This window comes from Streptococcus sp. Marseille-P7375 (assembly GCF_902460365.1).
GTDB classification, from domain to species: Bacteria; Bacillota; Bacilli; order Lactobacillales; family Streptococcaceae; genus Streptococcus; species Streptococcus cristatus_I.
The window spans coordinates 235200-259061 of the sequence record NZ_CABPTR010000001.1 but is presented as its reverse complement, the minus strand read 5'-3'; the positions used below and the strand labels follow the sequence as shown (position 1 = coordinate 259061).

The 23862-nt window shown below is 40.6% G+C and carries 31 protein-coding genes and 1 other annotated feature; of the genes, 2 read left to right on the top strand and 29 right to left on the bottom strand.

Going from position 1 to position 23862, the window contains the following annotated elements:
• Positions 1–147 precede the first annotated feature (147 nt).
• Positions 148–399 (bottom strand): hypothetical protein, encoded by a 252-nt coding sequence (locus FZ954_RS11860; RefSeq protein WP_001845478.1) that lies wholly within the window; start codon positions 397–399, stop codon positions 148–150.
• Between FZ954_RS11860 and FZ954_RS01360 the strand changes: the two genes are divergently transcribed.
• The gene (locus FZ954_RS01360) at positions 383–586 is read left to right on the top strand and encodes an excisionase (protein ID WP_000814511.1); all 204 of its coding nucleotides are present in this window, start codon (positions 383–385) and stop codon (positions 584–586) included. The two genes, FZ954_RS11860 and FZ954_RS01360, sit on opposite strands and share 17 nt — an antisense overlap.
• 81 nt (positions 587–667) lie before the next feature.
• Complete coding sequence (locus FZ954_RS01355; protein ID WP_001291561.1) at positions 668–1885, top strand: tyrosine-type recombinase/integrase; 1218 nt, start codon at positions 668–670, stop codon at positions 1883–1885.
• Between the two features lie 173 nt (positions 1886–2058).
• Here the strand turns inward: FZ954_RS01355 and FZ954_RS01350 are convergent, their stop codons facing one another.
• From FZ954_RS01350 to atpA, 28 genes are all read right to left on the bottom strand, one after another.
• Positions 2059–2649 carry a CPBP family intramembrane glutamic endopeptidase gene (locus FZ954_RS01350; RefSeq protein ID WP_042768178.1) on the bottom strand — a complete coding sequence of 197 codons (591 nt, stop codon included), beginning with the start codon at positions 2647–2649 and terminating at the stop codon, positions 2059–2061.
• 2 nt (positions 2650–2651) lie between these two features.
• Entirely contained in the window at positions 2652–2885 is a 234-nt protein-coding gene (locus tag FZ954_RS01345) for a hypothetical protein (RefSeq protein WP_000840776.1), read from the bottom strand.
• Between the two features lie 12 nt (positions 2886–2897).
• Complete coding sequence (locus FZ954_RS01340; RefSeq protein WP_125413674.1) at positions 2898–3278, bottom strand: hypothetical protein; 381 nt, start codon at positions 3276–3278, stop codon at positions 2898–2900.
• Positions 3271–3720 (bottom strand): hypothetical protein, encoded by a 450-nt coding sequence (locus FZ954_RS01335; RefSeq protein WP_000645892.1) that lies wholly within the window; start codon positions 3718–3720, stop codon positions 3271–3273. Before FZ954_RS01335 ends, FZ954_RS01340 begins: the two co-directional genes overlap by 8 nt.
• A complete protein-coding gene (dcm, locus tag FZ954_RS01330) occupies positions 3704–5062 on the bottom strand; it encodes a DNA (cytosine-5-)-methyltransferase (RefSeq protein WP_042768177.1) in 1359 nt (452 codons plus the stop codon). Before dcm ends, FZ954_RS01335 begins: the two co-directional genes overlap by 17 nt.
• A 98-nt stretch (positions 5063–5160) precedes the next feature.
• Complete coding sequence (locus FZ954_RS01325; protein ID WP_000822774.1) at positions 5161–5940, bottom strand: replication initiator protein A; 780 nt, start codon at positions 5938–5940, stop codon at positions 5161–5163.
• A complete protein-coding gene (locus FZ954_RS01320) occupies positions 5937–6110 on the bottom strand; it encodes a hypothetical protein (RefSeq protein WP_000159606.1) in 174 nt (57 codons plus the stop codon). The genes FZ954_RS01325 and FZ954_RS01320 overlap by 4 nt, the downstream gene beginning before the upstream one ends.
• A 201-nt stretch (positions 6111–6311) precedes the next feature.
• A complete protein-coding gene (gene rplL, locus FZ954_RS01315) occupies positions 6312–6680 on the bottom strand; it encodes a 50S ribosomal protein L7/L12 (RefSeq protein ID WP_001196964.1) in 369 nt (122 codons plus the stop codon).
• Between the two features lie 74 nt (positions 6681–6754).
• Positions 6755–7255 carry a 50S ribosomal protein L10 gene (gene rplJ, locus FZ954_RS01310; RefSeq protein WP_001287273.1) on the bottom strand — a complete coding sequence of 167 codons (501 nt, stop codon included), beginning with the start codon at positions 7253–7255 and terminating at the stop codon, positions 6755–6757.
• A 38-nt stretch (positions 7256–7293) separates the two neighbouring features.
• Positions 7294–7428 (bottom strand) — a sequence feature (ribosomal protein L10 leader region).
• 59 nt (positions 7429–7487) lie between these two features.
• Positions 7488–7829, bottom strand: a complete 342-nt coding sequence (locus tag FZ954_RS01300; RefSeq protein ID WP_148876436.1) for a hypothetical protein — start codon at positions 7827–7829, stop codon at positions 7488–7490.
• A 128-nt stretch (positions 7830–7957) separates the two neighbouring features.
• Positions 7958–8755: a formate/nitrite transporter family protein gene (locus FZ954_RS01295; protein WP_015604704.1), complete on the bottom strand. Its 798-nt coding sequence runs from the start codon at positions 8753–8755 to the stop codon at positions 7958–7960.
• Positions 8756–8861: 106 nt separating this feature from the next.
• Positions 8862–9809 carry a homocysteine S-methyltransferase gene (gene mmuM / locus FZ954_RS01290; RefSeq protein ID WP_148876433.1) on the bottom strand — a complete coding sequence of 316 codons (948 nt, stop codon included), beginning with the start codon at positions 9807–9809 and terminating at the stop codon, positions 8862–8864.
• A gap of 137 nt (positions 9810–9946) precedes the next feature.
• Positions 9947–10645, bottom strand: a complete 699-nt coding sequence (locus FZ954_RS01285; RefSeq protein WP_125404634.1) for a glucosaminidase domain-containing protein — start codon at positions 10643–10645, stop codon at positions 9947–9949.
• Between the two features lie 292 nt (positions 10646–10937).
• Complete coding sequence (gene yihA / locus FZ954_RS01280; RefSeq protein WP_148876431.1) at positions 10938–11525, bottom strand: ribosome biogenesis GTP-binding protein YihA/YsxC; 588 nt, start codon at positions 11523–11525, stop codon at positions 10938–10940.
• A gap of 9 nt (positions 11526–11534) precedes the next feature.
• A complete protein-coding gene (gene clpX / locus FZ954_RS01275; RefSeq protein WP_005589758.1) occupies positions 11535–12764 on the bottom strand; it encodes an ATP-dependent Clp protease ATP-binding subunit ClpX in 1230 nt (409 codons plus the stop codon).
• 218 nt (positions 12765–12982) lie between these two features.
• Positions 12983–13495: a dihydrofolate reductase gene (locus FZ954_RS01265; protein WP_148876428.1), complete on the bottom strand. Its 513-nt coding sequence runs from the start codon at positions 13493–13495 to the stop codon at positions 12983–12985.
• A 152-nt stretch (positions 13496–13647) separates the two neighbouring features.
• Entirely contained in the window at positions 13648–14133 is a 486-nt protein-coding gene (locus tag FZ954_RS01260; protein ID WP_148876426.1) for a hypothetical protein, read from the bottom strand.
• A 134-nt stretch (positions 14134–14267) separates the two neighbouring features.
• Positions 14268–15107, bottom strand: a complete 840-nt coding sequence (locus FZ954_RS01255) for a thymidylate synthase (RefSeq protein ID WP_148876424.1) — start codon at positions 15105–15107, stop codon at positions 14268–14270.
• An 84-nt stretch (positions 15108–15191) separates the two neighbouring features.
• A complete protein-coding gene (locus tag FZ954_RS01250; RefSeq protein WP_148876422.1) occupies positions 15192–15599 on the bottom strand; it encodes a hypothetical protein in 408 nt (135 codons plus the stop codon).
• A gap of 45 nt (positions 15600–15644) precedes the next feature.
• Complete coding sequence (locus FZ954_RS01245) at positions 15645–16604, bottom strand: ROK family glucokinase (protein WP_148876420.1); 960 nt, start codon at positions 16602–16604, stop codon at positions 15645–15647.
• Between the two features lie 207 nt (positions 16605–16811).
• The gene (locus FZ954_RS01240) at positions 16812–17660 is read right to left on the bottom strand and encodes a DNA/RNA non-specific endonuclease (RefSeq protein ID WP_148876417.1); all 849 of its coding nucleotides are present in this window, start codon (positions 17658–17660) and stop codon (positions 16812–16814) included.
• Positions 17661–17733: 73 nt separating this feature from the next.
• Positions 17734–17922: a DNA-directed RNA polymerase subunit beta gene (locus tag FZ954_RS01235; RefSeq protein WP_148876414.1), complete on the bottom strand. Its 189-nt coding sequence runs from the start codon at positions 17920–17922 to the stop codon at positions 17734–17736.
• Positions 17915–19195 (bottom strand): UDP-N-acetylglucosamine 1-carboxyvinyltransferase, encoded by a 1281-nt coding sequence (murA, locus tag FZ954_RS01230; protein ID WP_061423045.1) that lies wholly within the window; start codon positions 19193–19195, stop codon positions 17915–17917. Before murA ends, FZ954_RS01235 begins: the two co-directional genes overlap by 8 nt.
• 68 nt (positions 19196–19263) lie before the next feature.
• On the bottom strand, positions 19264–19494 hold the full coding sequence (locus FZ954_RS01225) for a DUF1146 family protein (RefSeq protein ID WP_148876411.1): 231 nt from the start codon (positions 19492–19494) through the stop codon (positions 19264–19266).
• An 87-nt stretch (positions 19495–19581) separates the two neighbouring features.
• The gene (locus FZ954_RS01220) at positions 19582–20004 is read right to left on the bottom strand and encodes a F0F1 ATP synthase subunit epsilon (protein WP_005589741.1); all 423 of its coding nucleotides are present in this window, start codon (positions 20002–20004) and stop codon (positions 19582–19584) included.
• 7 nt (positions 20005–20011) lie between these two features.
• Positions 20012–21418 carry a F0F1 ATP synthase subunit beta gene (atpD, locus tag FZ954_RS01215; protein ID WP_061423047.1) on the bottom strand — a complete coding sequence of 469 codons (1407 nt, stop codon included), beginning with the start codon at positions 21416–21418 and terminating at the stop codon, positions 20012–20014.
• Between the two features lie 37 nt (positions 21419–21455).
• Positions 21456–22334, bottom strand: coding sequence for a F0F1 ATP synthase subunit gamma (locus FZ954_RS01210; RefSeq protein WP_148876409.1), 879 nt, complete (start codon positions 22332–22334; stop codon positions 21456–21458).
• A 15-nt stretch (positions 22335–22349) separates the two neighbouring features.
• Positions 22350–23855 carry a F0F1 ATP synthase subunit alpha gene (gene atpA, locus FZ954_RS01205; RefSeq protein WP_148876406.1) on the bottom strand — a complete coding sequence of 502 codons (1506 nt, stop codon included), beginning with the start codon at positions 23853–23855 and terminating at the stop codon, positions 22350–22352.
• Positions 23856–23862: the final 7 nt, after the last annotated feature.

The window sequence follows — 23862 nt, the reverse complement described above, 5'->3', positions numbered from 1 at the left end:
ATATTGAGCTTTCAATGTGTTTTGATAGGCTAACGAGCCATTGTTCTTTGAAAACTGAATAAAAGTAATCGAATACGTTTCGATAAGAAAAGAGCCAACGGAACTAACCGCCATGACCTATCTTATAAAGATAGCGAGCGATTCATGTTAGTGATCCGAGAAGCAATCTTTAGCAGGATTGCCTGCAACGACATTCTTATCGTGATAATGATACTCCCATACAGTCAATAGTCCGAGCGTGATAAAACCGTCGCAGGCAATGAGTATGGCTACATGAGAACCATGCAGGGGTGGAACTCCCGTGAGCTTTGCTAAAGCTGTTCGATTGCTGGTAAAACAACTTTTATGAAATCCAAATAAGTGATTTGGAAAGGAGGATTTTATGAAGCAGACTGACATTCCTATTTGGGAACGTTATACCCTAACCATTGAAGAAGCGTCAAAATATTTTCGTATTGGCGAAAACAAGCTACGACGCTTGGCAGAGGAAAATAAAAATGCAAATTGGCTGATTATGAATGGCAATCGTATTCAGATTAAACGAAAACAATTTGAAAAAATTATAGATACATTGGACGCAATCTAGCGTCGCCAAAGGGTCTTGTATATGATAAAATAGTATTAAGTCGTATCAAGGCTCTTTCCATAAAGGAAAGGAGCAAATGCCATGTCAGAAAAAAGACGTGACAATAAAGGTCGAATCTTAAAGACTGGAGAGAGCCAACGAAAAGACGGAAGATACTTATACAAATATATAGATTCATTTGGAGAACCGCAATTTGTTTACTCGTGGAAACTTGTGGCTACAGACCGAGTACCAGCAGGAAAGCGTGATTGTATCTCACTTAGAGAGAAAATCGCAGAGTTACAGAAAGACATTCATGATGGTATTGATGTTGTAGGAAAGAAAATGACACTCTGCCAGCTTTACGCAAAACAGAACGCTCAAAGACCAAAGGTTAGAAAAAACACTGAAACTGGACGCAAATATCTTATGGATATTTTGAAGAAAGACAAGTTAGGTGTAAGAAGTATTGACAGTATTAAGCCATCAGACGCTAAAGAATGGGCTATTAGAATGAGTGAAAATGGTTATGCTTATCAAACCATCAATAACTACAAACGTTCTTTAAAGGCTTCATTCTATATTGCTATACAAGATGATTGTGTTCGGAAGAATCCATTTGACTTTCAACTGAAAGCAGTTCTTGATGATGATACTGTCCCTAAGACCGTACTAACAGAAGAACAGGAAGAAAAACTGTTAGCCTTTGCAAAAGCTGATAAAACCTACAGCAAAAATTATGATGAAATTCTGATACTCTTAAAAACAGGTCTTCGTATTTCAGAGTTTGGTGGTTTGACACTTCCAGATTTAGATTTTGAGAATCGTCTTGTCAATATAGACCATCAGCTATTGAGAGATACTGAAATTGGGTACTACATTGAAACACCAAAGACCAAAAGTGGCGAACGTCAAGTTCCTATGGTTGAAGAAGCCTATCAAGCATTTAAGCGAGTGTTAGCGAATCGAAAGAATGATAAGCGTGTTGAGATTGATGGATATAGTGATTTCCTCTTTCTTAATAGAAAGAACTATCCAAAAGTGGCAAGTGATTACAACGGCATGATGAAAGGTCTTGTTAAGAAATACAATAAGTATAACGAGGATAAATTGCCACACATCACTCCACATAGTTTGCGACATACATTCTGTACCAACTATGCAAATGCAGGAATGAATCCAAAGGCATTACAGTACATTATGGGACATGCTAATATAGCCATGACGCTGAACTATTACGCACATGCAACATTCGATTCTGCAATGGCAGAAATGAAACGCTTGAATAAAGAGAAGCAACAGGAGCGTCTTGTTGCTTAGTAGTACAAATGAATTTACTACTTATTTACCACTTCTGACAGCTAAGACATGAGGAAATATGCAAAGAAACGTGAAGTATCTTCCTACAGTAAAAATACTCGAAAGCACATAGAATAAGGCTTTACGAGCATTTAAGAAAATATAAAAAGATAATTAGAAATTTATACTTTGTTTTATATAAAAAGCAGCAAACTATAAACTAGTAGGTTCCACACCAAATGTAGACCCATACTTCCCCATAAGTCCGATTTATAGCGCACCATCCCTAAAAAGATCCCAAGTGAAACATATAAACACCAAGCTAGAATGGTTCCTGGATGATGTACTAAGGCAAATAAAACACTTGTCAAAGCAACTCGAATATCTAATTTTCTGACCAGGTTCCATAAAATTTCTCGATACAGAAATTCTTCAACCATACTCGCATTGATTAAGAACAATAAAAATGAAAACCAAGGAACCTGATGTTGAAGGCCAATTAAGTTTGCTTGATTCGTGGTTCCTTGAGCATGAATCAGACTAAAACATAGGCTTATAATCAGTAGGCTAACGAATCCAATACCAAGCCATTTCATCCTAGTTTTCATATTGACCTTGACCACTTGTTTTCGTTGGCCATACATCCATAAAAAAGAAATGAGCGACGCACAATAGAGAATCTGTAGTATGGTTAACTCACCAATACAAAGCAATTTCAGTAAGTATAGGGATACCAATAAGACATTTACTTGTTGGAATATATAAACTGGAATTATTCTTTTCATAGTTACCTCCGAAATAAATCTTCATAATCTAAATCTAATACCTGCACAATCCTTTCTACCCATGGACTTTGAGGCATTCGTTGTTCCATCTTGTAGTGGCGTATTTTTTGATACAAACGATTCAATTCACTTGGATAGTGAAACTCTCCCGCAAACATTTTTCTGGTTAACTCAATCCAGCTAATATTTCTTTCAGCCAAAATAATGGACAAGTTCTCCCAAAATCGTTCAGCCATATTGCTTCTCCTTTAACTAGATAAATAATGTGTTTGTGCCATGTAAATCAATTGTTTCGTATCTCTTGGCAATAGAGCTCTAGCCTCTTCCAAATTCAGATTTGGATAAACTATCTTATTTGAAACCGCAAGAGGAAGCCTGATGCATAGTTCAGGATTTTTTAATATCATTTCAATGAAATCCGTTAATCTTAGATTGTCACGGTTCTTAAATCGTAATAAATTGGGAGATAGAAACTCAAAACAATCTGAAGAATAGCTCATCATCTCAATTAATTTATCCTTTGTCATTTCAGAAATCGAATGACAAGACACCTCGATGCCATACTTTTGAAAGAAATCCAAAAGAAGTTGATTTCTTTGGCTATTTTTACTTAGATAGAGATCAATCATGGGAGACCTCCCAAAGATTCGGTTCCATTTGATATTCTGAGACGATTAAGGAATCTAATGAATTTGAGAAGTTAATCGATTTCTTGTCTTCATCATAAGCTTTTACAGTTACTTGGGTTGTAAGTATTCCTTCTTTTCCCTCGGCTCGATAGCCTTGTCCATATAAAACAAAAACAAGATTCTGATTATCATCTACAAAGGCATCAACCCCATTCTTTATGTCTTGACTTTCAAGGAATTCCATAACGTTTTGAAGATAGGACTCGTAAAATAGTGGGTAGTTGTGTTTTTTATGGTAATCATCTAAAAATGTTACTTCAAACTCACATGGATAATTGGGCATCAAAAATAATTGTTCATCCAGCTGTTTGATTTCTGCATCATGTAATTCTGTTTCTAATTCATCACAATCTAGTATTGATTCTTTATTTAATGCTTTCATCTTTTTCCTCTATTTCTTTTAATTTCTTTGCGATCGCGGCAATCACAGGAACGGTTACACTATTACCAGCTTGTTTATAGAGCTGACTATTACTAGAGACTTTTCTCGCAGCTTCAAAAGCCCAATCAGGAAAGCCCTGCAAGCGAAAACACTCTTTAGGAGTGATTCGTCGTATCCTCAGATGGTAAAATTGTCCATCTATCAAGACACCAGCTACATGATAAACTTGTTTATCTTCTCCTTCATAGCTACCCACTACTACTCCCATTTGACCACTAGTTGTTAACGTATTCGCTATACCTTTTCCAACTCTACCACGCCGATACTGAGAACTTGGTCTTTCCAAATTGATTGAATCTCCAATCTCTGCTTGAGCGTATCCTTTTTTAGTTGCTTCCCTGACTTTTAAAAATTGGATTGGTTCTGGAATCAGTATTTTGGGAATTTTATCTCCTCCTTGCATCGTAGTCAGTGTTGGAGATAAGCCCTCACTTCCATAGACGCGACCGGTCTCCTTAAAGCTAGTGGGTAAATCTCCAACAACGACAATGCCATGACGATCCTGAGTATTTAAAGTAAACATCGGCTCTTGATTTTCCTTAAAGCGTCTACCATTTTGTCTCTTGTCTAATCTGTCTGGTGTCATACAAGGAATCGCAATCTTAAATCCTTCTCCTTTCCCACGAACTAAGGTTGGCGCAAGACCTTCTGAATAATAAACTTTACCGCTCATTCCACTTTTTGATGGATTCAAATTTCCTAATGTTTTTAAAATCTCAGAGTTAGTTGCTTGACCTTCTCGTCTGAAAGGAAATAAGAGTCTGGTACCTTTCTTTCTAGAATGTCCGATAATAAACACCCTCTCTCTGTTTTGGGGAACGCCAAAATCCTTACTGTTAAGCACCTGCCACTCAACATCAAACCCCAACTCATCAAGTGTGGTAAGGATTGTGGTGAACGTCCGTCCATTATCGTGATTGAGTAGGCCTTTAACATTTTCAAGAAAAAGAAAACGTGGTTGGATTTGTTTGGCCGCCCGAGCAATTTCAAAGAACAAAGTTCCTCTAGTATCTTCAAATCCCAATCGTCTTCCTGCGATTGAAAATGCTTGACAAGGGAATCCCCCACAGATGATATCGACTTTCCCTCTAAGTTTTTTAAATTCATCATCTGAAACATTTCGTATGTCATGAAATTCTATTTCTCCTTCCGTTTGAAAAATGGATTTATAAGATTCTCTAGCAAATTTATCAATCTCACAAAATCCAATACACTCGTGTCCGACACTTTCCATTCCTAGTCGAAAACCACCGATACCTGAAAATAAATCAATAAATTTCATTTCTTGATTACCCCTTTCTGATCGACTATTAATGTCCAAAGAGTCAAACCACTTGAAATGAAAATGAGCATAACTAATATCCACTCGATTGGCGACATTTAACCACCTCCTTTTCTAACACGGTTATTCCAAACAGAATACAAGCCGTTAAACACAAATTCAGCAAGCACTTCCGCACGTCTAACAAAGCGGACATTATCTAGAGCATACTGATAGATTTTCTCAAAATCAGTCATAGCAATTTCACTGGCTGTTTCAGAAAAACCTTCGCGTCTAAATTGATCTTGTACCAATCCCCAAATATAATCTCGATCATATTTTGTGACCTTTTCTACTTTTCTTTTCAAGATAGGTTGAGTATTCCTATCCTCCTCATCCTCAATAAATAAAGAATCAGTCTCACTATATTTAGTCTCACTAACTTCAGTCTCACTAGGGGCTGAATGTGAGACGGGGGCCGTTTGATTTTCAACCTGCCCTAGTCTTTTTTTAACACTAGGCCTGTTTGAATTACCTACTGGGGTAGAAGATAATTCCCCTAAATAAATCTTATTAGCTAGTCTTCCTTTCTCACTTGAAGACTGTTGAACTTCATCAATTAAGTCATATTCTTTAAGAGTTTTTTTGATGGACAGTAATTTTGACTTCGAACAACCTAACAGCCTCATCAGTTTAGAATTAGAAAATACTAAATAGACCGCGCCTTCTTCATCTATCCAACCACGACTGAGAGATAATTCTAAACGATCTTTTAAAATAGAATAAGCCACCTTTACTTCTAGTTTCATATCCATATATTTCTCATCCTCAAAAAGAATTTTAGGTAATTTATAATACCGTTCTGAAGTTTGGTATTGATTTGCGGTAATTCGTTTCATAGCTCTCCTCCAAGTTCTTTGAGTATTAAATCGCCATTTGATTCCAAGCGAACCAAGCCACTTTTTTCTAATTCAGCCATAAGAGAGATGGCTTCAACAATGTCAATTCCCATTTCACGTACTAAAAATGAAATGACGATATAGCGTGATGATTGTAATTCTTTTGTCATTTTCCCTCCAGAAAATAAAAAAAGGAGAACAATATTCAACTGTTCTCCAAAATATTTTTATTAAAAAGAAAAACCCTGCCAAATTAATTTTTGGTAGGGTTTTTGGCAGGAAACTAAATTAATTTATCAGTTTCTAAAATGTGTTCACGATTCTAAAAGGCTGATACTATAGTATTCCGAATTCTAATTGGTATATGCCTCTTATTTAAGAGTAACTGAAGCTCCAGCTTCTTCCAATTTAGCTTTGATTTCTTCAGCTTCTGCAGTTGGAACGCCTTCTTTGATGACACCTGGTGCACCATCAACAAGTTCTTTAGCTTCTTTAAGTCCAAGACCTGTGATTTCACGTACAACTTTGATAACGCCAACTTTTTTGTCACCAGCAGCTGTCAATTCAACGTCAAATGAATCTTTAGCAGCACCAGCGTCAGCAGCACCAGCTGCAGCAACAGCTACAGGAGCAGCTGCAGTTACACCAAATTCTTCTTCGATAGCTTTTACAAGGTCGTTCAATTCAAGGATTGAAGCTTCTTTAATTTCAGCAATAATGTTTTCAATGTTCAATGCCATTGTTATTTCCTCCAAATAAGTTTTTATTTTTATAATAATTTTTTTGTAGCTAGGCTACGCTGCGTAGCTTAAGATTAAGCTGCGTCTTCTTTGTTGTCTGCAACTGCTTTGACAGCAAGTGCAACGTTGCGAACTGGCGCTTGAAGTACAGAAAGGAGCATAGAAAGAAGCCCTTCGCGGTTTGGAAGAGTTGCAAGTGCAAGAATCTCTTCTTTTGATGCGACAGCGCCTTCAATAGCACCACCTTTGATTTCAAGTGCTTCTGCATTCTTAGCAAAATCGTTCAAGATTTTCGCTGGTGCGATAACATCTTCGTTAGAAAATGCTACTGCAGATGGTCCAACAAATACTGATGCAAGATCTTCAAGACCAGCTTTTTCAGCTGCACGACGTAAGATTGAGTTTTTAATTACTTTGTACTCAACTTCGCTTCCACGAAGCTCACGACGAAGAACAGTATCTTGCTCAACTGTCAAACCACGAGCGTCCACAACAACGATTGATGCAGCAGCTTTCATTTTCTCAGCTACTACGTCAACTAATTCTGCTTTTTTAGCAATAATTGCTTCACTCATTTAGTGTTTCACCTCCGTAATTATTTTGCTTGGGGAATCTTTCTAAAAGAAAAACGCGCCCAAACCTAGACACGAAAGTACAATACGCTTCTTTTACATGATACGTTTTGTCCTCGGTAGGATTTTTATGAGTCGAGCTCCCCTACTGTCTTAGGCAGTTTTTTCAAACCATGGATAATTATAGCAAAAGAAAAAAAAGATTGCAAGCTTTTTGTGCAATCTTTTTACTTTTTTATGCATTTTTAGAAAAAGTCTTGTCAAGCAAGGCTTTACTAGCATCGTCAGCAGGCACCCAGCCATCAGTGAAAACTCGGTCTTTTATCCAAAGACGATTATAGAAAAAGGCCCAAAACAAGTTGTAGGCAGTTCCTACAGGTCTCAAGAAATCATCTGGGATAAGAAGCGTTGCAATCACAGCAAATACAAACAGTGATCCAAGCATGATCCCAAAGTATTTCCAGTCTTTACGAAAGAGCGGAACGAAAAAGTTAAATAGCAAGGTTGTAATAGAGTACATTGGTGACAAAGTTTTAACATTGCTACCATCTGGTGCTTGAATAGTAAGTTTATTCATCAAGATCTCCTTAAATATAAAAATATTAATAAAGTTTAACAAAATTTTATATGTTTGTCAATTTAGGCAGATCTAGACGGAAATCAGAGCGTCACTTCTTCAAAAAAATGTAGCCCTAGGGCTACATTTTAATCCACATAATGTTCTTCTTTTTTATTGAACCAAGCGTATGGCAGACCGATCAGGAGACCACCACCAATCAAGTTCCCTACGAAGGTCACAGCCCAGTGGCGCAGGATATTTCCAATACCAAAATTTGCCACCTCTGATGCAGCTGAGCTAAACTTAACGATAGCAAAAGAAGCAAAGTTGGCTGCCAAGTGTTCGTTGGTTAAGAAGACAAACATATAAATGGCTGAAATAACCAAGAAAAGCTTGGCTGTACTATCTTTCACCAAGACGAAGGAAAGAATCGCAATATTAACAAATACATTGGCGAGTATTCCCTCAAGTAAAATAAGTTCATTTGAACGGGCAAGCTTCATCTGCACAACACCAGCAATGAAACTTTCCTTGCTAAGTCCCGCATAAGCCGCCGAATTAGCAAAGAGCCACCCAGCAATCAGAGCCCCAATCAAGTTAAAGAAAGTACAATAGAACAAAATAATCAATGCTTTTTTCCAGTCAATCTTCTTCAAGAAAGTGCCAGCTGTCAAAAACATCATGTTGGAAGTCACCAGCTCAGCATTCAGAAAGACGATGTAGGCCAATCCCCAAGCAAAGATAAAAGGGAAGAGAAAACGACCCGTTCCTGGGACAATCTTATTTGTCAGGTCTGCCGCAATGGCTCCTGCTCCTGTACTGAAAGTCAGAAAGGCCCCCGCAAAGATAGAGCGAACAGCATACTTCCCTTTACTTGTGTCGAACAAGCCTTCTTTCTTACGGCAAGCTGCTTCTATTTTTGGAATAAATGTCGATTCGACCATAATAATTCTCCTCTAAGTTAAACTATGTACAGTATATCACAAACTTTTATTTTTCGAAAGCGTTTTCTGTAAGTTTTTTTCTAAATTTGAACTTGGAATGCTATATTCAAGTTCTTAATTCGCCTGCTAGCTGCCTTATATCTTCTGGCCGAGTTCGACAGCAACCGCCAAAAAGCTGAACGCCCTGCTTCTTCCAAAGCTGACTGTAATCAGTTAAACAGAGCTGCTGCTCAGGATTGTCCTGCCAAGTATTTGTCGCCACATTATAGACCTCTCCAGAATTTGGATAGGCTAGTAAGGGCTTATCGCACACCTGTTTTAACTTTTCTAATAAAGGAGCAATCAAATGTGGAGCTGTGCAGTTAAAACCGACAGCCAATACTTGTGGACTCGACTGAGCCAAGCGCCCAACTTCTTCTATTAAGGTTCCGTCCGAAATTGCTGATGCCGTTTGAGCAGTAAAAGATAAATAGGCTTCCACCTGCGGAAATTCTTCTGATAGTAAATGAACAAGCGCCTCGGTTTCTGCTCCGTTAGGAATCGTTTCAAGTGCCAATAAATCACAACCCGCATCCAGCAAGGCTTGTATCCGCGGACGATGAAAGTCTTTAAATTCCTCCTCACTCAAGTGATAGGCTCCTGTATACTCCGAACCATCAGCCAGATAAGCAGCATATGGCCCGACCGATCCAGCTGTCAAAGGATAAGAGCGCTGCTTCTGCTCATCTAGCGATAATACCTGCCAGACATTTTTAACAGCTGCCTGTGCTAAAAAGACCGTCTCTTTGAAGATTTCATGAGCCTTATCTAAACTCAATCCTTCTTCGACAAAAGCTGGAATGCTGGCCTGGTAACTGGAAGTGGTGATGATGTAACTTCCAGCCCGAACATAGTCCTCATGCAGGTCTTGGATAATCTGAGGATTCTCAAGCAAGTACTTGGCTGACCAAAGCCGACCAGAAACATCATACCCCCGCCTCTCCAACTCTGTCCCCAAAGCACCATCTAGAATTATTATGTCTTGCTTTTCAAGTAAGTCTTTAAATGCTCCCATTCTTGCTCCTCAAGCTTTTTCTAAAATAACAGCTTAGTCAGTTTTGCTAAAGATAAATAAGTCTGCTTATTTGAAATGATCGTCTATTTCATTAGTAAAACGCAAAAAAGAGATTATTACAATCTCTTTTTTCTTATCTAGTTATGTGATGCCCATGCTTGGTCTGTTTCCAGAACATCTTGAGTCGTGTACTGTCCACGGTAAGGATTGTAAACCATATTAGACGCTCCTGTCTGATAGCTAGGCGAATCAAACTGAGTCAGATTGTATGCTTCAATCAGATAGTTCAATTTTGCATAGTAATGACTATCCGTTGCATATACACCTGTCAAGGCAGCTGTCGCATCTTGATAAGTCGGTGCATTGCTCTTCCAAGCCCCCGCAAAGTGACTTTGTCTTAATACGTAGACATAATCCTGAAGTGACTCAACATAACTTGAGTAAGAGCGGAATTGATCATTGATTGCGTAAGTATTGCCCTGACCATCTTCTTCCAAGGTCTCCATCGTCGCTGACTGACCAGCATAAGCTCCTTTAATCCCGAACAAATTATAGTGAGGATAGCCTGATAGACCAGACTGGCCAGAACCACTCTCTAAAATAGCTTGTGCAATCATCACAGAAGCATATAGATCATTATCCTGAGCCAACTGGCGAGCCGGCTCACTGATTTGTGAAATGAAATATTCTGTTTGGTTCAATGGTTGCTGAACAGCATCATTTGCACTTGCTGGCTTGATTTGCTTTGACAAAGCCAGACCAAAGACAATGGTTGAGGCCATTACTGCCAAACCTATCAAAAGTTTTTTTCTTTCTTTTGAAATTCTCTTCTTCACAGTCTTTCTCCTAAATACAATATTTGTTCTACTATTGTAACATACTAAAAGCAAAATAACATTAGCAATAAATTACAAGTATATGACATTTTTTAGATCTTCCACAAATATAAGTTTCACAAGCCACGATTGTTCCATTCAAACCTGCCTCGTTCGACTTGCATAATGAGCCTTATCATAAAGATATACAGGCTGAACTGACAATGAAAATAACCTGACTCCAACCCATACGGAATCAGGCTATGATCTTAAACTCTGAAAGTTCAACTATCATTCCGATAAAATCTAACATCTAGATCTTGCCTAAAATCGCATCCCAGGCTTGATCAAGACCAGTTTTATCAGCTGAAGAAAAGATGATAAAATCATCAGTTTTGTCAAAGTCCAGCTTTTTCTTAATGGCACTTTCATGCTTATTCCACTTACCGCGTGGAATTTTATCAGCCTTGGTAGCCACAACAATAACTGGAATTTCATAGTATTTGAGGAATTCATACATCTGCACATCATCCGCACTAGGATCATGGCGTAAGTCTACTAAACTCACGACCGCTCGCAGATTGTCCCGACTGGTCAAGTATTCCTCAATCATTTTGCCCCATTTAGCTCGCTCTGTTTTCGAAACCTTGGCATAACCATAGCCAGGAACGTCCACAAAACGGAGCTTGTCATCGATATTGAAAAAATTCAACAGTTGCGTTTTACCAGGCTTGCCTGAAGTTCGTGCTAGATTTTTACGATTGAGCAGAGTATTGATAAAACTAGATTTACCAACATTGGAGCGACCCGCCAAGGCGATTTCTGGGATATCATCCTGCGGGTAATGCGATTTATTGGCTGCGCTCAGTAAAATCTCAGCATTATGTGTATTGATTTCCATAAGCTTCCCCTAGGCAGTTTCTAAGATTGGCTTGTCTGTGCCATCCACTGCTTCCTTCGTGATACGAACCAGCTTAACATTTTCCTGACTTGGCACTTCAAACATGACATCCATCATGGTTTCTTCAATAATTGAGCGAAGTCCACGCGCACCTGTCTTACGTTCGATGGCTTTTCTCGCAATGGCTTGCAGGGCTTCCTCGTCAAATTCAAGCTCAACATCATCATAAGAAAGCAAGGTTTGGTATTGCTTCACTAGTGCATTTCTCGGTTCACTCAAAATGCGAACCAAGTCATCAACTGTCAACTGTTCTAGAGCTGCAAAAACTGGCAAACGACCAATCAACTCAGGAATAATTCCAAATTTTTGAATATCGTCAGCGACAATGGCCTGCATATAAGATGCACCCTCGTCAATTGCCTTATTATTTTGACCGAAACCGATAATCTTCTCACCAAGACGTTGCTTGACAATCTCTTCAATACCGTCAAAAGCACCACCAACGATAAAGAGAATGTTCTTGGTATCAACCTGAATCATTTCTTGCTGTGGATGCTTACGACCACCTTGAGGAGGCACGCTGGCAACTGTTCCTTCAATAATCTTCAGCAAGGCTTGCTGAACACCCTCACCTGAAACATCACGTGTGATAGAAACATTTTCGCTCTTCTTAGCAATCTTGTCAATTTCATCCACATAAATGATGCCGCGTTCTGCCCGTTCAATATTAAAGTCTGCTGCCTGTAAAAGCTTGAGCAGGATATTTTCTACATCTTCACCAACATAGCCAGCCTCAGTCAAAGCAGTAGCATCTGCGATAGCAAAAGGAACATTGAGGCTGCGCGCCAAAGTCTGAGCCAGGAATGTTTTCCCAGATCCAGTTGGACCAATCATGAGGATGTTGGATTTTTGTAGCTCCACATCATCCTCTTCGCGACTGTCATGAAAATTAATCCGCTTATAGTGATTGTAGACGGCAACTGCCAAAGCCCGCTTAGCCCGATCTTGACCAATCACATAGTGGTTCAAAATATTAAGCAATTCTTGCGGTTTTGGTACTTCAGAAAGATCAGCTAAAACTTCCTCAGCTAATTCTTCTCGGATAATCTCCTGCGCCAACTCGACACATTCATTACAGATAAAGGCATTGTTGCCCGCAATAATTTTTTGGACTTCGTCCTGATTCTTTCCACAGAAAGAACAATATACCATCATCTCATTATTACGATTTGTAGGCATTGTTTACTCCCATTCTAAATTTCTAATTCAATTTTTATTTACATTTTAAAAGAGGGTCATATAAAAAGCATGGATGGAATTAACAAGATTTGTAAAAGCATTTAACAAAAATAAAATAGCCAATCCATAACGTTTTTTACGAAAAGTCTGAAGCGAACAGATCAAACAAATTGCACATAAAAAGGCCGTAAAAAAACCAAAAACACTTCTTTCCATTCCTATGAACCCTTTCTTTTGAGGATTTTTACGGTGAAATCATACTCATTTTTTTCATCTTTTGGACGAAAGCGACTGCTTACTTCCTCGAACTGTGTCAAATCAAAGTCTGCTGGGAAATAAGTATCACCTTCTAAGCTAGCATGGATTTCTGTCTTAATCACCTCATCCAATTCATGCTCAAATAAAGAAAAGATTTGGCCGCCACCGATAATATAGAGATTCTTCTCTTGCTCTTGGTACCATTTCAACACCGCTGAAAGATCATGAAATACCAAAACACGCTCATCCTCAATCTGATAATCCCTATCGCGTGTCAAAATCAGAGTTTTTCTATTTGGCAACACGCGTCGATGCATGCCATCAAAAGTCACCCGCCCCATTAGAATTGCATGTCCAGTCGTGATTTCTTTGAAATGCTTCAACTCTGCTGGTAAATGCCATGGCAAGCTTTGGTCTTTGCCAATCAAACCATTTTGATCCTGTGCCCAAATCGCCGCAATCTTTTTTGTCATTTCTCTATCCTTCGCATTGATATTTCTATTCTATCAAAATTTATTAAAAAAGACTTGTTTGGACTATCACTTCTATCTATTATTTTTGCCAGCTGATTCAGATAAAAAATCGATAACCAAAAAGATTATCGACTATTCGTTTGCTAGGTAAATCACCCTTTCTTCATCTTTTTGACAAAGACAAATCCTACAACAGCAGCTACAAGGCCAATCAGGGAGACATTCAAGAGCGTTGAGTCTGCCTTCTTAGGCTCAGCAGTGGCAGCCTCTTTTTTATCCGCTAAGGGATCAATATCGCACCCCTCTCTTTTGACTGACTTGCCTTCAGTTGAATCCTCAGTATTGCTTTGCTCGGTCCCTTTGTTTTTAGGGCCTTTTCCATGACAAAGCAAATCAATCGTATAGGATTTCTTTCCCTGATTTGCCCCATCCGAACCTTGGTCTACAAGCTGCAGAAAGTCATCTTCTTCCACTGAAGAATCTGCTATTTGCTCAAGTTGGGACTCTGCCTGCTGGACTTCATCCGCACCCACAATAGCCATCGGTGTCACAGAAACCGATAAGCCAAGCAAAAATGAACAAATGCTCAGACTAAAGAGTTTTCTCCTGCTTCTATGTGTTAAAAAAATTGCTTCCATATCAATACCTCCGAGATAGGCACTAGCGAAACACATATATCTATTGTCATTATAGCACTTACAAAATATATTTCAATCATTTGCTCTTGAAAATTAAAAAACCTACTGACTATCATTCAGTAGGAAAAATACAATCAAATCGCCAAATCAAACTTGAGTTGAGGTTTGACCGGATCATAATCTAATAACTCAAAATCTTCTGCTTTGATATCAAAGAAATTGGTCCCATCTGGCACATTTAAAAGGAGCCGAGGTTGACAGTCGCTAGGTTCTCGGCGTAAGAGTTCCTCTGCCTGCTCGAACTGATTGTCATAGATGTGCAAGTTATTGATAAAGTAAAAGAACTTGCCGACCTTCCAGCCGAAATGCTTGGCAATCATCATCTGCAGAGCCACATATTGCATAGCATTGATATGGTGAGCCACCAGCATATCATTTGAGCGCTGGGTCAGAGTCGCATCCAGATAAATCTCCCCATCCACACGACGAACGTCAAACATGGTTTGAAAAGCACATGGAAGCAAGCCATCTGTTTCTTCAAAAGCTTCATAATCCCAGAGAGAGATGATATTGCGACGGTTCCAAGGATTGGCTTCCAGCTGTTGGAGAATTTTATGGATAATATCATGCTTCTTGACAACAGCTCCGTAGCGCTGGCCAATAGTACCCGTATCGCCAACTTCCCAATCATTCCAGTAGTGAACATGATACTTGTCGTTGAGCAATTCCAAGCTATTAGACTGGTCTTGATAGATCCAAAGAACTTCCTTGATAGCGGACTTGATGGCAATAGGGCGCAGAGTCGTTATTGGGAACTCGCCCTTGCTCAAATCGTATTCTGCGAAAGAACCAGTGATATATTTAGAGTTGGCCACATTTCCATCCTTGTAGCGCGGACGGGCATTCTCAGAAAAAACACCTTGCTCCATAATTTTTTTAATATTCTCTTTGAAAATCGTATCTGCTAACGTCATGATTTCTCCTTCGTTCAGTAAGCTTTTTCTAGTATAGCAAATTTTCCATAAAAATTCTCCTGCCAAGTTTAGCAGGAGAAAACTTTATTTGACCCATTCATCTGGATGATTGAGCTTATTCGCATCCTTTTCTGATAATCTCAAGGTAATATCTGACACAGCAGGAATATTTGAAAGAGTGACATAGGGGTAGTTTTTGTAGGTCGTAAATTTGACACCACTTTCTCCCTTTCTCCCACTAATATCGTAGATATAATTAACCTCTGCATCATCAGGTAAATCAACCCAGGCATCTTCATTATCTTCCTCAGATTCGACCTTATCCAGAATGTCTGCAAATTCATCCAAAGTTTTGGTATTATTTGTCTGATAAACTTGCTGATTCTGACTATCCAATATGGTCAGAAAACCCTCTGTCTTTGATTTGCAAGCGGATAAGATCAAAAGAAAAATGGGAAATAATATTAGAAAATATGCAACTTTTCTCTTCATTTTTAGCCCTCCTTATAGCTATGCTAAGAGAGGAAGTAGTTAGAACTATTGAAGTACCAGCGAAGCTGCTCCAATTACGCCAGCATCATTTCCAAGTGTAGCCAGCGCCAATTTAGTTGAGGTGCGTACTTGTGGGAAAGTATTCTCTTCATAAACTTTACGAACACCCTCAAGTAGGAACTCTCCTGCTGCTGACACTCCACCACCAATAACGATCGTTGATGGATTAAGAGTTGAACCGATATTGGCACAAGCAATTCCCAAGTAACGTGAGAAGTTACGGTAAACAATCAAAGCAAGGTCGTCGCCTTCTTTTGCCAAATCAAATACAGTTTTAGCAGTTACTTCTTCTCCGTCATCAATCAAGCGTTTCAAAGTTGCGTCGCCTTCATATTCATCAGCGTAACGACGAGTCAAGTTGACAATCCCTGTTGCTGAGGCAACTGTCTCAAGACAGCCTTTTTTACCACAAGTACATGCGATTGGTTGATCGAAATCAACAGTAATGTGGCCCAGCTCGCCTGCCGCACCTGCCACACCGTGGAGCAGCTTACCTTCCGCAACGATACCGCCACCAACACCTGTACCAAGCGTCATAAAGACAACGTCTGGTTGGTTTTCACCAGCACCCATCCAACGCTCACCAAGCGCAGCTACGTTGGCATCATTATCAATGAAGAATGGAATGCCTGTCGCTTTTTCGATTTTCTCTTTTACCGGTTGAAGGGTCTTCCAGTTCAGGTTATAAGCACCGATAACAGTCCCTTTCTCACGGTCAACCACACCCGGTGATCCCATGCCAATTCCGACAAAGTCCTCAGCTGATAGATTTAGGAGCCCCAATCGATGCTGGATAGACTCAATCATATCGTCTACAATATGGCTTCCTTCATCCAAAATATTAGTTTTAATAGACCATTTTTCTTGGATTTCACCCTCTTGCGTTAAAATTGCAAATTTGATAGATGTACCACCAAGGTCAATCCCAATAATTTTTTTTGACATGATATTCTCCTCTGTATTCGTTCTCCCTCTTATTATAGCAGATTTTTTTAACGGTGAAAAGGTTTGCACGGTATTTTTTGCTTTTAGTTTATGCTCATTTCAATACAAAGCAAAATCGGCACCTCTTAAGGCGCCGGGAAGTCTATTGAAGACATGAAAGCCAGCTTAGCTGCTGACTTCAAATAAATCATATTATGTGAACCACATTTATCTAAGGGTCACTTTGCCAGTACGATAATCAAGGACAATTCCTGACTGGACATTTGGGACAAAAACATTGAATTCCAAACTTCCATCGCTGGACTTGGCTTCTAAATGCGAGCCAGATGGCACCAGATCATTTTCCGAAGCATAGATCAAAGTGACACGATAACGGACTCGCTTATTCTGATCCAAGGCACGACGAATCTGAGTTTCATAGTAATTCTGCCCCGTCGAGTTGTCTTTATTGGCCTGATTGGCCCAAGCTGTCTGGACTGCGATATTGGCTGGATTGCTAGTAGAGGCGTCGAATCCCTTTAAACCACCAATCAGCGAGTAAGCCAAGAGATGCCCGCGATCCACTGCATGGTTGTAGTCACCTGATAGATGTTTTACTTGGTGCCAACCAGCAGGAACCCAAGAAGTGGAACCATTTCCCGTTTCTTCCCGTGATTTATACTGGCGGGTCGATTTGGCAAGCAAGGCATTGGCGACTGTTGGAACCGTCTGCCCCTGAACAATCTTCGTTTTATTATCTGCATAAGGCGCACTCGACACTTTGGTATTTAAGTTCGTTTTATTCCCATCGATGATGAAAGCTCCAGCTCCATTCCACTCGATTTTTCCACCAAGTTGTGAACGCACTGAATCAGTGAGAACACTCTCAGCCAGTGTTTGATCAGGTGTACTGGTATCCCTATTTTGACTAATGACTGACGATGTATTTACTGCTGGTGACTGAGTGCCATTTCCAAAAAAGTAGGCTCCCAGTGATAAAGTCAGAGCAACCAGAAGCCCAGCTATAGTCTGAGTAGATTTAGTGCTCTTTTTTTGTAATTTCTTTCTTTTTGGCATATTTCCCTATCCATTTAAAAGGACTGTGCAAATATTCTGCACAGTCGGTAAATTAACGAACACTCTCGGCAGATCATTGACCAGTAAACTTAGAAATAAGCTCTTTCCAGGTATTTGGTGATAAGATAGACCAAGGATTATCTGCATTTCCAATCACACCATATCCGATGACCAGACCAAGACAAAAAATGATAAAAGCAACTATCAGCACCAAGGCAACGATGCCTAGCTGTCTAGATAAGTATTTCCAATTTTCACTCATCATCTTCTTCCTTTACGCGTTTGACGTTGGCACCAAGAGCTGCCAGCTTTTCATGAAATTTATAGTAGCCACGATCCAAATGAACTAACTTGCTAACCTTTGTTTCCCCTTCAGCAATCAAGCCCATCAAAATCAAGGTCGCACTAGCCCGAAGATCTGTCGACATGACTTCTGCTCCTTGCAGGCTACTACCACCCCAAATCCGAGCGGTATCCCGCATAATGTCGGAATGAAGGCCCATCCGTCGCATCTCTTCTAAGTGCTGGAAGCGGTTTTCAAAGACCGTCTCAACCATGACAGACTCTCCTTGAGCTATCGCCATCAAGGCAGTAAACTGAGCCTGCATATCGGTTGGGAAACCTGGATAAGGCAAGGTTTTGACAGAAACAGCTTTTAACTTTGAAACATCTGAGCGGACGCGAATTCCTTCGTCTTCTTCAGTCACTTCCACCCCCATTTCTTGCATTTTTGATAAAAGCGGACGATTGTGTTCCCAAATCGCATCCTCAATCAGCAAATCACCACCCGTCATGGCAGCGGCAACCATAAATGTACCAGCTTCGATACGGTCTTGCACGACATTATGCTCAGCTCCATGAAGTTTTTCAACACCGATGATTGTTATATTCTCCGTTCCTGCCCCTCTGACCTTAGCACCCATTTTATTTAATAGTAAGGCTAAGTCGACAATTTCAGGTTCTCGAGCAGCATTTTCAATAACAGTGGTACCTTGAGCTAAAGTCGCTGCCATCATAATATTCTGTGTCGCACCAACACTTGGGAAGTCCATGTAAATATGCGCCCCCATCAAGCGGTCTGCCTTGGCTTCGATGTATCCTGCAGTCTGCGTAATCTGAGCACCCATTGCCTCCAAACCCTTCAAATGAAGGTCGATAGGTCGGCTACCAATCGTACAACCGCCCGGCATGGATACTTTAGCATGCCCATTTCGAGCAAGAATGGGACCCAATACAACAATCGAAGCCCGCATCTTGCTGACATACTTATAAGGAGCCTCTTCGGTTAATGGTTTAGTCGCATCTACAACTACAGTATTTTCATCTTGATCAAAGTCTACCTGCGTATTCAAGCCGCGAACAACATTGTTCATGGTAAAAACATCGGAAAGAACTGGCACATTTTTAAGAGTTGTTTTTCCTTCACTGGCTAAGACAGTTGCTGCCAACAGCGGCAGTACCGCATTTTTAGCTCCTTCAATCCTAACTCTGCCAACCAGACGGTTATTTCCACCCTGAATAATAATTTTTTCCATACTAACTAGTTACTCCAAATCTTAAAAATTCATCCTTACTATCATATCATAAAATCAACAATCTGACCTTATAAAGCTCCATTAAAAATTGCCCGACTCATGTCATAAATACCGATAAAAAATAGGCTAGCCATGTAGCCCAAGGCAATACTTAGCAATAAAATCAAAAAACGAATTTTGATGGCATTATCAGCATTTACTTTTAAAAATTTTTCCCAACTGACCACTGTCGCTAAAAGGTGAAAAGACATAAAGATAAAGAGCAGATGACTGCATAATCGAAACATTAATTCTATCATAGATTTTATTATACCATAAGAAGAGCTATTCCGAGCGGAAAGGAGTATGGGACAATAAAAAAGAATGGAAATTCCATTCTTTTTTCATTACATTCTTGTTCCAACGTTAATACGGTTGATGGCACGCTGGAGGGCGATTTTAGCTCGTCGCTCTTGGTCAATCAAATGCTTGTCTTGGGCTTCTTCGATCTCTTTCTCAGCGCGTAGCTTAGCTCGCTCGGCACGGCTGATATCAATATCACGCTCACGCTCAGCTGAGTCCGCGATAATGGTAATCACATTATCAGCGATTTCTATGATGCCACCGTTGACCGCAATCCAGTCAATATGCTTGTCATCATCGATTCTGCGTACCTTGACTTGATCCACTTCCAAAACAGCAATTGTATTGATATGGCGAGGCAAAATCCCCATTTCTCCGTCAATCGTTTTTACGGAAACAAATGCAGCACGGTGGTCATAAATCAGACCATCCGGTGTAACGATTTGTACTGTCATTTGAGCCATCATTCACCTCTTAGAATCCCATTTTTTCCGCTTTAGCAATGACATCCTCAATCGAACCGACACCACGGAAGGCATCTTCTGGTAACTTATCGTACTTGCCTTCGAGGATCTCTTTAAAGCCACGAACCGTCTCAGCTACAGGCACATAAGATCCCGGCTGGCCAGTAAACTGCTCCGCAACGTTGAAGTTTTGAGACAGGAAGAATTGAATCCGACGCGCACGCGCAACCAAAGTCTTTTCTTCATCTGACAACTCATCCATACCTAGGATAGCAATGATATCCTGCAATTCATGATAACGTTGCAATACGCGTTTCACTTCGGCAGCTACTGCATAGTGCTCTTCACCAACAATCTCAGGAGAAAGAGCTCGAGAGCTTGAAGCAAGTGGATCCACGGCTGGATAAATCCCCAATTGAACCAATTTACGTTCCAAGTTGGTTGTAGAGTCCAAGTGGGCGAAAGCCGTTGCTGGAGCTGGGTCAGTATAGTCATCGGCTGGCACGTAGATGGCCTGAATAGAGGTTACAGAACCCTTCTTAGTCGATGTGATACGCTCTTGCAATTGCCCCATTTCTGTCGCAAGTGTTGGTTGGTAACCAACGGCTGATGGCATCCGACCCAAAAGGGCAGAGACTTCAGAACCTGCCTGCGTGAAACGGAAGATGTTGTCAATGAAGAGCAAGACATCTTGACCTTCCACATCACGGAAGTATTCTGCAATCGTCAAACCAGTCAAAGCAACTCGCATACGTGCTCCTGGTGGTTCATTCATCTGACCGAAGACCATGGCTGTTTTCTCGATAACACCAGACTCTTTCATTTCCCAATAAAGGTCATTCCCTTCACGGGTACGTTCCCCAACACCGGTAAATACGGAAATACCACCATGCTCTTGGGCAATGTTATGGATCAATTCTTGAATCAGGACGGTCTTACCAACTCCGGCACCACCGAAGAGTCCGACTTTACCACCTTTAAGATAAGGTGCTAAAAGGTCGATAACCTTGATACCTGTTTCTAAGATCTCTGATGAAGTAGACAACTCATCAAAGGTTGGAGCTTTCTTATGGATTGGCTGGCGCTCTGCATCATCCGCAAAAGGAGCATCCAAGTCAATGGTATCTCCCAAAACGTTAAAGACGCGACCAAGTGTTTCTTTGCCGACTGGCACAGAAATTGGACGGCCAGTATCTAGCACTTCCATGCCACGAGTCAACCCATCCGTTGATTCCATAGCGATGGTCCGAACCACTCCATCACCAAGCTCAAGAGCTACTTCAAGGACGATTTTTGATTTATTTTCGTCATTTTTATAGACTACAAGTGCATTATTGATCTCAGGTAGCTTGTCGCCAGCTGCAAACGCTACGTCTACAACCGGTCCGATAACCTGAGTAATTTTGCCTGAGCTCATTCTTTTCTCCTCTTTATACTATTTATTTTCTGTGACACTATTCCAGTGCACTTGCACCCGCCACAATTTCAGTAATTTCCTGCGTGATAGATGCTTGTCTAGCACGGTTATACTGAATGGTCAAATCATTGATAACTTTTTTAGCGTTATCTGTTGCTGTTTGCATGGCTGTCATACCAGCAGCATTTTCAGCAGTTTTTGCGTCAATAATGGCCCCGTAAATCATACTTTCAGCAAACTGAGGCAAGAGCTGATCTAAAATCGCGTTTCGGCTGGATTCTAATTCTAGATTGAGGATATAGTTCTCATCCGCTTCACTAGGATCCAAGTCGACGATTGGCAACATCTGCTCTACCCGCATCTGACTGGTCAAACTGTTGACATGGTGGTTATAACACACATAAAGTTCATCAAAAAGCTCATTCTGATACATTTCAATGGTCTTGGAAATGATTTTCCGAACTTCATCAAAACTCGGATGATTGGCTAAACCGCGCAATTCATAAATCGGTTGAATACCTCGTGCGCGGAAGAAATCCGCTCCCATTCCTCCGATCGAAATAATGACATAGTCATCTTTTTCGTGGTATTCCGAAATCAATTCCATCATGGATTTGAGGATGGTTGCGTTGTAGCCACCGACCAAACCACGATCAGACGTAATGACGATATAAGCCGTTTTCTGAACTGGTCTGCTCTTTAGCAGTGGATGATGGCTAACATTCTCTTCCTCATGACCATGCAAAAGGTCGGTCAAGAGTTTTCGAACCTTAGAAGCATAAACCTGAAAGTTTTTTGCTGCTTCTTCGGACTTTCCCAACTTAGATGCAGAAACCATCTGCATCGCATTAGTGATTTGACTGGTGTTTTTTGTGGATGCAATTTTATTTTTGATATCATTTAATGAAACTGCCATCTGACACCTCTATTCTTATTTGAAGTTAGACTGATTAATAAATTCAGTAATAGCGGCATCCAGCACTTCTTCGCTCGGCAAATCTTTTGTCTGACGAATGGTTTCATAAATGTCTTCATGATGAGCATCAAAGTAAGCGAAAATCTCTGCTTCAAACTGAAGAATCTCATCCACTGGTACTGTATCTAGGAAACCATGGGTCAGTGCATAAAGGATCACAACTTGTTTTTCAACTGGCAGTGGCTCATGAACTGGCTGTTTCAATACTTCTACCGTACGGCGTCCACGGTTCAACTTAGCCTGAGTTGCTGCATCGAGGTCACTACCGAACTTGGTAAAGGCTTCCAACTCACGATATGAAGCAAGGTCAATACGCAGGGTTCCTGCAACCTTCTTCATGGCCTTGATTTGTGCAGATCCACCTACCCGAGATACAGAAGAACCGGCGTCAATAGCTGGACGAATACCTGCATTAAAGAGACCATCTCCAAGGAAGATTTGTCCATCCGTAATTGAAATCACGTTGGTCGCGATATAGGCTGAGATATCTCCTGCTTGTGTCTCGATAAATGGTAGGGCTGTGATTGAACCACCACCCAGCTCATCAGAAACCTTAGCTGAACGCTCAAGCAGACGGCTGTGAAGGTAGAAAACATCCCCTGGGAAGGCTTCACGACCTGGTGGACGACGAAGCAAGAGGGAAAGCTCACGATAAGCTACCGCTTGTTTAGACAAGTCATCATAAACGATGAGGACGTGCTTGCCATTGTACATAAATTCTTCAGCCATCGCTACACCGGCATAAGGAGCCAAGAAGAGCAAAGGAGAAGGCTGTGAAGCAGAGGCTGTTACCACGATAGTATAATCCAAGGCCCCATACTGGCGAAGAGTTTCCACCTGTGTACGGACAGTAGATTCCTTTTGACCAATGGCAACATAGATACAGATCATATCCTGGCCTTTTTGGTTGAGGATCGCATCGATGGCAATACTAGTTTTACCAGTCTGACGGTCACCGATAATCAATTCCCGCTGACCACGACCAATCGGTACAAGGGCATCAATAGCTTTCAAACCTGTTTGCAATGGTTCTGATACAGACTTCCGTTGCATAACTCCTGGAGCTGGTGCTTCTACAGGGCGTGTTTTAGTTGTAGCAAGCTCACCCAAGCCGTCAACAGGACGACCGAGCGGATCTACGACACGACCAATCAAAGCATCTCCGACAGGAACTTCCATGATTTTACCCGTACGACGAATCGTATCGCCCTCACGAATATCTGTAAAATCACCCAAGATAATGATTCCGACATCGGTTGACTCCAAGTTTTGGGCCATACCATAAGAACCATTTTCAAAAATCAAGAGCTCACCACTCATAGCATTATCAAGGCCATGGGCACGAGCGATTCCATCACCAATATAAGTGACGACCCCAGTTTCTGTGACGTCAAAATTTGGCTGGAAATTTTCAATTTGTTGCTTAATTAAAGCGCTGATTTCTTGTGCGTTAATCGCCAAAATTCAC

Bases quoted from the DNA above. Each gene is read 5' to 3' on its own strand.
- FZ954_RS01260 (WP_148876426.1), bottom strand. From the start codon at position 14,133: ATGGAAGCAATTTTTTTAACACATAGAAGCAGGAGAAAACTCTTTAGT.
- FZ954_RS01295 (WP_015604704.1), bottom strand. From the start codon at position 8,755: ATGGTCGAATCGACATTTATTCCAAAAATAGAAGCAGCTTGCCGTAAG.
- FZ954_RS01335 (WP_000645892.1), bottom strand. From the start codon at position 3,720: ATGAAAGCATTAAATAAAGAATCAATACTAGATTGTGATGAATTAGAA.
- FZ954_RS01325 (WP_000822774.1), bottom strand. From the start codon at position 5,940: ATGAAACGAATTACCGCAAATCAATACCAAACTTCAGAACGGTATTAT.
- FZ954_RS01350 (WP_042768178.1), bottom strand. From the start codon at position 2,649: ATGAAAAGAATAATTCCAGTTTATATATTCCAACAAGTAAATGTCTTA.
- FZ954_RS01355 (WP_001291561.1), top strand. From the start codon at position 668: ATGTCAGAAAAAAGACGTGACAATAAAGGTCGAATCTTAAAGACTGGA.
- FZ954_RS11860 (WP_001845478.1), bottom strand. From the start codon at position 399: ATGTCAGTCTGCTTCATAAAATCCTCCTTTCCAAATCACTTATTTGGA.
- mmuM (WP_148876433.1), bottom strand. From the start codon at position 9,809: ATGGGAGCATTTAAAGACTTACTTGAAAAGCAAGACATAATAATTCTA.
- FZ954_RS01250 (WP_148876422.1), bottom strand. From the start codon at position 15,599: ATGAAGAGAAAAGTTGCATATTTTCTAATATTATTTCCCATTTTTCTT.
- dcm (WP_042768177.1), bottom strand. From the start codon at position 5,062: ATGAAATTTATTGATTTATTTTCAGGTATCGGTGGTTTTCGACTAGGA.
- murA (WP_061423045.1), bottom strand. From the start codon at position 19,195: ATGGAAAAAATTATTATTCAGGGTGGAAATAACCGTCTGGTTGGCAGA.
- FZ954_RS01320 (WP_000159606.1), bottom strand. From the start codon at position 6,110: ATGACAAAAGAATTACAATCATCACGCTATATCGTCATTTCATTTTTA.
- FZ954_RS01210 (WP_148876409.1), bottom strand. From the start codon at position 22,334: ATGGCAGTTTCATTAAATGATATCAAAAATAAAATTGCATCCACAAAA.
- FZ954_RS01265 (WP_148876428.1), bottom strand. From the start codon at position 13,495: ATGACAAAAAAGATTGCGGCGATTTGGGCACAGGATCAAAATGGTTTG.
- rplL (WP_001196964.1), bottom strand. From the start codon at position 6,680: ATGGCATTGAACATTGAAAACATTATTGCTGAAATTAAAGAAGCTTCA.
- FZ954_RS01255 (WP_148876424.1), bottom strand. From the start codon at position 15,107: ATGACGTTAGCAGATACGATTTTCAAAGAGAATATTAAAAAAATTATG.
- clpX (WP_005589758.1), bottom strand. From the start codon at position 12,764: ATGCCTACAAATCGTAATAATGAGATGATGGTATATTGTTCTTTCTGT.
- yihA (WP_148876431.1), bottom strand. From the start codon at position 11,525: ATGGAAATCAATACACATAATGCTGAGATTTTACTGAGCGCAGCCAAT.
- FZ954_RS01220 (WP_005589741.1), bottom strand. From the start codon at position 20,004: ATGATGGCTCAAATGACAGTACAAATCGTTACACCGGATGGTCTGATT.
- FZ954_RS01300 (WP_148876436.1), bottom strand. From the start codon at position 7,829: ATGAATAAACTTACTATTCAAGCACCAGATGGTAGCAATGTTAAAACT.
- FZ954_RS01225 (WP_148876411.1), bottom strand. From the start codon at position 19,494: ATGATAGAATTAATGTTTCGATTATGCAGTCATCTGCTCTTTATCTTT.
- FZ954_RS01345 (WP_000840776.1), bottom strand. From the start codon at position 2,885: ATGGCTGAACGATTTTGGGAGAACTTGTCCATTATTTTGGCTGAAAGA.
- FZ954_RS01360 (WP_000814511.1), top strand. From the start codon at position 383: ATGAAGCAGACTGACATTCCTATTTGGGAACGTTATACCCTAACCATT.
- rplJ (WP_001287273.1), bottom strand. From the start codon at position 7,255: ATGAGTGAAGCAATTATTGCTAAAAAAGCAGAATTAGTTGACGTAGTA.
- FZ954_RS01340 (WP_125413674.1), bottom strand. From the start codon at position 3,278: ATGATTGATCTCTATCTAAGTAAAAATAGCCAAAGAAATCAACTTCTT.
- atpD (WP_061423047.1), bottom strand. From the start codon at position 21,418: ATGAGCTCAGGCAAAATTACTCAGGTTATCGGACCGGTTGTAGACGTA.
- FZ954_RS01240 (WP_148876417.1), bottom strand. From the start codon at position 17,660: ATGCCAAAAAGAAAGAAATTACAAAAAAAGAGCACTAAATCTACTCAG.
- FZ954_RS01235 (WP_148876414.1), bottom strand. From the start codon at position 17,922: ATGAGTGAAAATTGGAAATACTTATCTAGACAGCTAGGCATCGTTGCC.
- FZ954_RS01245 (WP_148876420.1), bottom strand. From the start codon at position 16,604: ATGTCAAAAAAAATTATTGGGATTGACCTTGGTGGTACATCTATCAAA.